Below are 6,345 nucleotides of genomic sequence, written 5' to 3' on the forward strand. Positions count from 1 at the left end.
GGGTGGAAAGAAATGCTCATTGACATTTCTTTCCACCCTCATTGCTTTTTTCCAGCTTCTTTGGTTTAGTTTTTAAAACTATGAACTGGAGCCGGAATGCGACCACCACGGTTAACCATGGCGGCGGAACTAGCTTCATGAACGGCCATAATTGGTGCTCGACCAAAGAGCCCTCCAAATTCGATATCTTCACCAACTGTCTTGCCAGGAACAGGGATGACGCGAACTGCTGTGGTCTTATTATTGATCATACCAATTGCTGCTTCATCAGCAATCATTCCGCTAATTGTAGTAGCTGGCGTATCACCAGGAACGGCAATCATGTCTAAGCCGACGGAACAAACGGCGGTCATTGCTTCTAATTTATCAAAGGTTAAGATCCCCTTTTCAGCGGCTTCGATCATCCCGGCATCTTCTGATTCAGGGATGAAAGCCCCAGATAGTCCCCCCACATGGCTGCAGGCCATAATTCCACCTTTTTTAACGGCATCATTTAGCATTGCTAAGGCAGCAGTGGTACCATGCGTACCAACGCTTTCTAAACCAATTTCTTCTAAGATGTTAGCAACCGAGTCTCCTTGGGCTGGAGTAGGAGCTAAGGAAAGATCGACAATTCCAAAGTCAACCCCGAGTCGTTCAGATGCTTCTTGACCGACTAATTGACCCATTCGTGTAACTTTAAAGGCGGTTTGTTTAATCGTCTCGGCAACAACGTCCATGGACTTACCACGAACTTTCTCTAAGGCCGTTTTGACCACGCCAGGACCTGATACCCCGACGTTTAAAGCAACATCAGATTCACCGACGCCGTGGAAACCACCCGCCATAAATGGATTATCTTCTACTGCATTACAGAAGATTACTAAGCGACCATTCAACAAAGGATCAAGAGCTTCGTTTTGGATGACTACTTCACCCATTTCTTTAACGGCGTCCATGTTAATTCCGCTGCGTGTAGAACCGACATTCACGCTGGCACAGACGCGACTTGTTTGATGAAGGGCTTCGGGGATTGATTTAATCAGGGTCCGATCACCATTCTGGTAACCCTTATGGACTAAGGCCGAAAAGCCCCCGATTAAATCGACTCCAACAGCTTCGGCCGCCTTTTCTAGCGTTAGGGCATACTTTACGTAATCTTCATCCCCAGAAGCGGCGGCAATTAAGGAGATTGGAGTAACGGTGATCCGCTTGTTAGCAATCGGAATCCCAAATTCAGTTTCGATATCTTCAGCAACTTTGACTAAGTTTTGGGCTTTCGTGGTGATCTTGTCATAAATCTTTTGACAAGCACGGTCACTATCACCGTCAATACAATCTAAGAGGGAAATTCCCATCGTAGTGGTTCGTAAGTCCAGATTTTCATTGGCGATCATGTTGACCGTTTCGAAAATGCGCCGGTTATCCATTAATCTAACCCTCCACTTAATTCATGCATAGCTGCATAAACCTTTTCGTTCCGGATATTGATATCCACCCCGAGTTCTTGGCCAAGTTGACTGAGATCTTCAGTTAGGGCGGCAAAATCAGCATCTTCGGCCAGGTCGACTAACATCATCATGGTAAAGAAGCCGTCCATAATGGTTTGTGAAACGTCTAAAATGTTGATGTGTTGTTTGGCAAGATAGTTGCTAACCCCGGCGATAATTCCAACTTGGTCTTGACCAACCGTGGTGATAATAGCTTTCATAAATCTAGGTCCTCCAAATTATTGATATGTTTATTATACTAAATACGAATTCAATATCCTAGTAGTTTTAAATTGTTCGTTATTTAAGAGTTTCATGTGAAACACAATCAAGCAAAAGAGGCTAGTGAAGAAAGATTTGATTTCTTCACTAGCCCCTAATTTTTAAATTAGTTTTCCCGTGAGTATGAAGCAATATCAGCTTGGATTAACTTCAAGAAGTCATCCTTACTCATGCCGTTTTGTTCTTGTTCACCATACTTCCGTACCGAAACAGCACCGTTAGCCATTTCGTCATCACCAACTACCAAAGTATAAGGAACTTTTTGAGTTTGTGATTCCCGGATCTTGTAACCCATCTTTTCGTTTCGGTGGTCAACCTTTGCCCGGATATTTAAGTGTTTCAATTCCTTGGCAACTTGATCAGCATATTCACCATGACGGTCGTCACTAACTGGAATGATGTTAACTTGTTGTGGGGCTAACCAGGTTGGGAAGGCACCCTTGTAAATTTCAGTCAAGTAAGCCATGAACCGTTCCATGGTTCCAACTACTCCCCGGTGGATCATCACCGGACGGTGTTGTTGACCATCTTCACCAACATAGTGGAGGTCGAACTTCTCAGGTAACATGAAGTCTAATTGGATGGTGGACATCGTTTCTTCGTTGCCTAAAGCCGTCTTGGTTTGGATATCCAACTTTGGACCATAGAAGGCGGCTTCCCCTTCGGCTTCATAGTAATCAAGTCCGAGATCGTCCATGGCACCCTTCAACATCTTTTGGGCTTGTTCCCACATTTCATCATTGGCAAAGTACTTTTCAGTATTCTTTGGATCCCGATAACTAAGCCGGAAAGTATAGTCCGTAATGTCAAAGTCTTTGTAGACATCCATAATCAACTTCAAAATTTTTGCAAATTCATCTTGGATTTGATCAAGGGTTACGAAGGTATGACCATCATTTAGGGTCATTTCCCGGACCCGTTGTAAACCAGAGAGGGCTCCGGACTTTTCATAACGGTGCATCATTCCTAGTTCCGCGATTCGTAATGGTAAATCACGGTAGGAACGGATGTGGTGCTTGTAAACTTGGATATGAGAAGGACAGTTCATTGGCCGTAATTCTAAGAGCTCCCCATCTCCCATATCCATTGGTGGGAACATGTCTTCACGATAATGATCCCAGTGACCAGAAGTCTTGTAGGCATCTAGGTTCATTAGAACTGGGGTGTAGACATGTTCGTAGTCATCGGCAACTTCTTTATCGATGATATAACGTTCAATGACCCGCCGGATAGTTGCCCCTTTTGGCATCCAGTATGGCAAACCAGCGCCGACTTTAGGATCAACAAAGAAGAGATCGAGTTGGTTTCCAATCACCCGATGATCCCGTTCACGGGCTTCTTGACGTGCCTTGAGATCAGCTTCAAGGTCATCCTTTTTGAAGAAAACCGTTCCGTAAATCCGTTGTAACATTGGGTTAGAGGACATCCCCTTCCAGTAAGCCCCGGCAACGGAAAGTAATTGGTAGTTTTTCACAACGTTTCCGTAAACCAGTACCGGTTGGGTAGCGACGGATTTTACTCCAGCGACTTCGTACATGGCAACCAGACCATCTTGGGCGTGTTCGTTGATCAATTCCGTTGAGAATGGGTCATCCTTAACTTCGGCTAAAGCATCTTCAACCTTTACTTGGGCGAATTCAACCTTGACGTCGTCCTTGGCAAATTGCTTGATGGTGGCCTCTAAGCTAGCTAATTCGTCGGCCGAAACCTGTTGTTCATCTTTATCAGAATCAACGTAGAATTGATCATCTTCCGCAACGGCAGCGCCAAGACGAATTCCGTCAAATTGCTGGTGCAAAGCGGCTTTTAAGAGCAACGCCGACAGGGCGCGTAAGGCTTCTAAACCAGCTTGAGAATCGCGATCAATCTTTTCAACTTCACCATTTGGTGACATAACTGCAACTTGTGGCATAAGAAAATCTCCTTTATAGAAAATAAAAAACGCCCACTAGTATCTAAATCATAGATACTAGGGACGCCATTAACAAAAATTAGCGTGGTTCCACCCAAATTTAGAGAATACAAAAAATTCTCCCTCGTAGGTGAAATAACGGTCACGAGCCGGCTATCTTATTTCGATAGCAATCCTGAAAGTGGTCCCCATTAGGTAAGCAAAGGTACTTTCAGCCAAGGTACCATTCCCTGAATTGCTCTTCACCTAGTGAATATGTCTCTCATTGCGTTCGATTATAGCGATCTCAATTTAAATCGTCAAGCTAATTTTTTGTTTTCTTTTTCGGAAAGAACAGAAATGAAAGGATTGATAAGGCCGCAAATGGAATGGAGTATTTATACAATTTGATAAAGGCGAGCTCATATTGATGCCTAGCATAGTTTTTGATCCTTGTAATAACCTGATTAATTTTATGATTCAGGTTATCAAGTGTGGTCTCAACGGTTGTTTTAACTTTATCGTAGATATTAGATTTTTGCGTTTGATCAGTTAAATCTGGGTACTTAGCCAACTCTTGTTGATATGCCAGATTAATAAATTGTTGACGATCCTTTTTTGAAAAGTGATTAGTAGATATTTTTGATGAGTTCTTACCTAAACTATTGACCGAACGATTGATAATAGCTTGTTTTTTACTTTGTGAGATGTCTAATTTTGCTACTTGCTCGTTAATATAATTTGTAGAATTACTTTTTGCTGTGACCATATTTGCGTATAGACTCGTAACGTAGATGGCAACAGCTAAGGATATTCCTACTTGTCTCAAAACACCAGCCACACTTTGTGATGCAGTTAGAAGTGACCCTTCAAAATCTGAGGCTGCTAAAACGGTTATCGGGCCAGCGATAATTCCGTAACCACTACCAAGAATTATACAAGTTATTACCACAAGCAAGATGTTATTCATGTTGATATTAGTAAATAGTACATAAGAAATCGTAATTAGTATGAAGCCAAAGGCTATTACCATACGAGCTCCCAATTTATCGATTATGAGTGCTGCGAGGGGAGAAAATATAAAGATCATTCCAGTAATTGGGGTGATAAGTAAAGCAGCCGTTAATTCAGATTTACTTTGGATTCTGACAAAGTATGTAGGCAGTACTACTGTAACAGCTACAAGAAAAAGGTTACTTAAGACGATGGCGATTGCTGATCCAGTGAATTCATGATTTTTAAACAAATCCATCGGAATCATTGGGTTACTGGTATGGATTTCCCAAGTAACGAAGCAAATCACTGAGACAAATGAAATGATTAAACTGGCAATAATTGGAATGCTTAGCCAACCCCAAGATCGTCCTTGGACCAGAGAAAGAACTAAGGTCGAAAGCATAGTAATACAAAGAAGAGCTCCTAAGAAATCTATGGATTCTTTTGTTCTTTTGTCGTTTTTAAGATCAAAACTAATTAAACAGAGAATGATTGATAAAATCGTTAATGGAATATTAATAATAAATATCCAACGCCAACCTAGAAATTGAGTTAATACTCCACCAATGGATGGTCCTAATGCGGCAGCAAGCCCCTGGGTAATACCTAATGCGGCAATAGTTTTCTTTCTTGATTCCAAAGAGACGAGATTAATTCCGATAGTCATTGATAGAGGAAAGACAATGGAAGCACCTAAACTCTGAATTCCTCGACCAATCATTAAGTGGATCAAGCTAGTACTTAAAGACGAAATAACAGAACCTATGGTAAATACCACTAAACCAATTAAATAAGTGTGTTTAATACCAATGTTCTCGGCTAATTTCCCTAAAGGGATCGTTAAAGCGGCAAAAATAATTGTATATATATTTAAAGGCCAAGAAAGACTGTTTAAGGTAACTTTTAAACTGGTTTGAATATCTGGTAATGCAATGTTCATCACGGTTGTATCTAACATGCACAAGAAGATTCCAATACAATTAGCCATCAAAATAATCCAAATTTTATAAGATTTTGACATAAAATGCTCCTTTCATATTAACAATGTTAGTATGAAAGGTCAGAAGATTGTTGTCAACATTAATATTAACTTTATGAATATGGATGGTGATGATATTAAATGATAAAATAGGAAAAACGAATCGGAAGTGAAATGAATGAACGGACGAGATGTCGTATTAGGAATTTTAAATGGATCGGATCGGACAGGTTATGAGATTAATGATATCTTGAAGACCAGATTGTCGTATTTTTATGATGGAACTTACGGAATGATTTATCCAACTCTAAGGAAATTGGAATCAGAGGGAAAGATAGAAAAGCATGTGGTAGTTCAAACCGACAAGCCAAATAAGAATGTGTTTTCAATTACGCTCGAAGGGAAAAAAGAATTCCAAAAGTATCTAGATACCGAATTTTCACAAGAAGTATTCAAATCAGATTTCTTGTTACACCTCTTCTTTGGTGATTCCTTAAATGATGAACAAATCAAAAATTTGATTCAAAAGGAAATTGAATATAAGCAAAGTAAGTTAGATACTTTAAAGAAGAATAACAAAGAGTGGGAAACTAATGGCATTAGTAAGACACAAAAAATCACCGTTGCGTATGGAATAGCTCAGTATGAAGCGGTGATTAAAGTTTTAAATGAAGCATTAGCTGACTATAGTTAGAGAAAAACCCAGGGACTTGTCGACAGGTCCCTGG

Annotated in this window: 5 protein-coding genes; 1 reads left to right on the forward strand and 4 read right to left on the reverse strand. The window is 40.6% G+C overall.

All coding sequences use genetic code 11. The features are described 5' to 3' along the window. Positions 1–65 precede the first annotated feature (65 nt). From PS3_RS01960 to PS3_RS01975, 4 genes are all read right to left on the reverse strand, one after another. Positions 66–1,409 carry a PFL family protein gene (locus tag PS3_RS01960; protein WP_007121862.1) on the reverse strand — a complete coding sequence of 448 codons (1,344 nt, stop codon included), beginning with the start codon at positions 1,407–1,409 and terminating at the stop codon, positions 66–68. Beyond that, complete coding sequence (locus tag PS3_RS01965; RefSeq protein ID WP_007121863.1) at positions 1,409–1,690, reverse strand: ACT domain-containing protein; 282 nt, start codon at positions 1,688–1,690, stop codon at positions 1,409–1,411. Before PS3_RS01965 ends, PS3_RS01960 begins: the two co-directional genes overlap by 1 nt. 167 nt (positions 1,691–1,857) lie before the next feature. Further along, positions 1,858–3,663: a threonine--tRNA ligase gene (thrS, locus tag PS3_RS01970; protein ID WP_007121864.1), complete on the reverse strand. Its 1,806-nt coding sequence runs from the start codon at positions 3,661–3,663 to the stop codon at positions 1,858–1,860. Positions 3,664–3,967: 304 nt separating this feature from the next. After that, positions 3,968–5,659, reverse strand: a complete 1,692-nt coding sequence (locus PS3_RS01975) for an MFS transporter (protein ID WP_007121865.1) — start codon at positions 5,657–5,659, stop codon at positions 3,968–3,970. A 136-nt stretch (positions 5,660–5,795) separates the two neighbouring features. Between PS3_RS01975 and PS3_RS01980 the strand changes: the two genes are divergently transcribed. After that, positions 5,796–6,311 (forward strand): PadR family transcriptional regulator, encoded by a 516-nt coding sequence (locus PS3_RS01980; protein ID WP_040467911.1) that lies wholly within the window; start codon positions 5,796–5,798, stop codon positions 6,309–6,311. Positions 6,312–6,345 lie beyond the last annotated feature (34 nt).

The organism is Limosilactobacillus gastricus PS3 (assembly GCF_000247775.1).
Taxonomy (GTDB): domain Bacteria; phylum Bacillota; class Bacilli; order Lactobacillales; family Lactobacillaceae; genus Limosilactobacillus; species Limosilactobacillus gastricus_A.

Coding starts and splice junctions, on each gene's coding strand:
- PS3_RS01960 (WP_007121862.1), bottom strand. CDS start 1,409: ATGGATAACCGGCGCATTTTCGAAACGGTCAACATGATCGCCAATGAA.
- PS3_RS01965 (WP_007121863.1), bottom strand. CDS start 1,690: ATGAAAGCTATTATCACCACGGTTGGTCAAGACCAAGTTGGAATTATC.
- thrS (WP_007121864.1), bottom strand. CDS start 3,663: ATGCCACAAGTTGCAGTTATGTCACCAAATGGTGAAGTTGAAAAGATT.
- PS3_RS01975 (WP_007121865.1), bottom strand. CDS start 5,659: ATGTCAAAATCTTATAAAATTTGGATTATTTTGATGGCTAATTGTATT.
- PS3_RS01980 (WP_040467911.1), top strand. CDS start 5,796: ATGAACGGACGAGATGTCGTATTAGGAATTTTAAATGGATCGGATCGG.